The organism is uncultured Caballeronia sp. (genome assembly GCF_964243625.1).
Taxonomy (GTDB): Bacteria; Pseudomonadota; Gammaproteobacteria; order Burkholderiales; family Burkholderiaceae; genus Caballeronia.
In genome coordinates, this window is sequence record NZ_CAXTGZ010000835.1 from 1 (window position 1) to 2101 (window position 2101).

General features: G+C 62.6%; 2 protein-coding genes. Both read right to left on the minus strand.

Annotation, left to right across the window (positions count from 1 at the left end; translation table 11 throughout):
• Window positions 1-108 precede the first annotated feature (108 nt).
• Window positions 109-1203 (minus strand): malate/lactate/ureidoglycolate dehydrogenase, encoded by a 1095-nt coding sequence (locus ACFFAR_RS31530; protein WP_174365597.1) that lies wholly within the window; start codon window positions 1201-1203, stop codon window positions 109-111.
• Window positions 1204-1320: 117 nt separating this feature from the next.
• The coding region (locus ACFFAR_RS31535; RefSeq protein WP_174365596.1) for a peptidase dimerization domain-containing protein at window positions 1321-2101 on the minus strand (781 nt) is incomplete at its 5' end.

A 2101-nucleotide genomic window follows, 5' to 3' on the forward strand; every position in this document is an offset into this window, starting at 1 on the left:
GTCGGTGACCGACTGGATTCGCGACGAGATGCTCAAGTAAGCGCTTATTGCCTGAAACAGCGCGGCCGGTTGCGAAACCGGCCGCTTTTTTACATGCGGATGAAGCGTCTAGCGCAGCGCCTTCAGGTATCCATCGATTTCCGCGGCAGGCATCCCCGCCTTCACCGCCGCGTCATGGATCTGCTGCCAAGTCGTCGGATCGACTGGCACGCCCTTTACTTCCAGTTCCGCGCGCCGCACGCGCTCCGGTTCGCCCGGAACCATGATCCTGTCCGTATTCGCGGCAAGCGGCGAGGCTTTCACCCATTCCACGAACGCGTCCGCTTCGGCTTCGGCATCGGGTGCATCGAAGGCCTTCGGATTGACGATCACCGACGTCATGCAGTTGATGATGGCGTTGGTGGTATCGAGCGTGCTTTCATGCGTCGTGTAGCCACCCGACAACGCGCCGCCGAAAATCTCGCACATCGCGGCGAGGCCGTAGCCCTTGTGTGCGCCCATCGCCGTCAACGACCCGAAAGGTGCTTCATGCATGACTTTCGGTTCGACGGTCGGCACGCCCGCATGGTCGATCAGATGTCCTGGCGCAACCTGCACGCCCTTGTTGTACGCCACGCGCGTCTTGCCGTAAGCAATGCCCGAGGTCGCGAAATCCAGCACGAGCGGTTCGCGCCCTTCACGCGGGAACGCGGCGCAGAACGGGTTCGTGCCGAAGCGTCGATCGATACCGCCAAACGGCGCGACCAAGGGATCGCCCGCCACATTGACGAAGTGAAACGATACAAGCCCGGCCGCCGCGCATTGCTCGGCCCAATGCCCGATGCGCCCGATGTGATGCGCATTGCGCAGGCCGACCGCGCACACGCCGAGCTTTTGAGCGCGCTCGATGCCGTGTTCCATCGCCTCGAACGCCACGACCTGGCCGAACCCTTTCTTCCCGTCGATAGTCAGCACCGCGCCGGCGTCACGGACGATTTCGGCGTGCGTGTTGAGCTTCAGTTGGCCGTCGCCGAGTGAGGCCATGTAGCGCGGGATCATGCCGACGCCATGGGAATCGTGACCCGACATGTTCGCCATCACGAGGTGATCGGCAACCAGTTGCGCTTCACGCGGCGTGCTGCCGGCATGCGTCCAGATCGCGCTCACATAGGCGTGCAAGGTATCGCGGGGAATCCGTGCTTCGGGCGTGTTTTCAGTGTTCATGCGAATGCGTCTCCTGACATGAAAGTGCTGCACAACAAATTCGATGGTGTGCCTGGCCATACAAAACGAAAAGGCGCGCTGGAAGCTGCGCGCCTTTTCATTATCGATGACAAGTCTTCAAGGCGTTGCGGCAATCACTTCGGCGACCGTCGCCGTGAGTTTTTTGGCGAACGGCACGTGCAGGAATTCATTCGGGCCGTGTGCATTCGATCTTGGTCCCAGCACGCCGCACACCATGAACTGCGAACGCGGGAAACCCGCCTGCAACGTGCTCATCAGCGGAATGGTGCCACCCTGTCCGAGGAATGCGACGTCTGCGCCAAAATGCCTGCGCGATGCGTCGTTCAATGCTTCGTCGAGCCACGGCGCGAGGTCCGGTGCGCTCCAGCCCGTCGCTTCGCCGCGCTCGGCCTTGAACGTGACCTTCGCGTTGTAAGGCGGATCGGCTTCGAGCAAGGACTTGAGTTCGGCGAGCGCCGTGGTTGCCTCGACGAGCGGCGGCAAACGCAGCGAGAGCTTGAACGCGGTGCGCGGGCGCAGGACATTTCCGGCATCGATCAGCGATGGCAAGCCCGCCGCCCCGGTCACCGCCAGCGACGGCCGCCAGGTGGAGTCGAGCAGCGCCTGACGCGGATCGGTGGTGACGGGCAATACCGTGCCGCCGTTCTGGCCGCAGGTCCAGGGCAACTTCTTCCAGACATCGTCGCCGAGAATTTTTGCCGTCGCTTCGGCTTCCGTCAAACGCCGCGACGGGATATCGCAATGAAACCCCTTCGGCAGCAGATTGCCCGTGCTCGAATCCTCGAGCCGTTCAAGCAACCGGCGCATGATCCGGAACGTCGACGGCGCAATGCCGCCGTTCGTGCCCGAGTGAATGCCTTCGTCGAGCACCTGCACT

What these genes read in the sequence shown, in the direction of transcription:
- ACFFAR_RS31530 (WP_174365597.1), bottom strand. Translation starts at nt 1,203, where the DNA reads ATGAACACTGAAAACACGCCCGAAGCACGGATTCCCCGCGATACCTTG.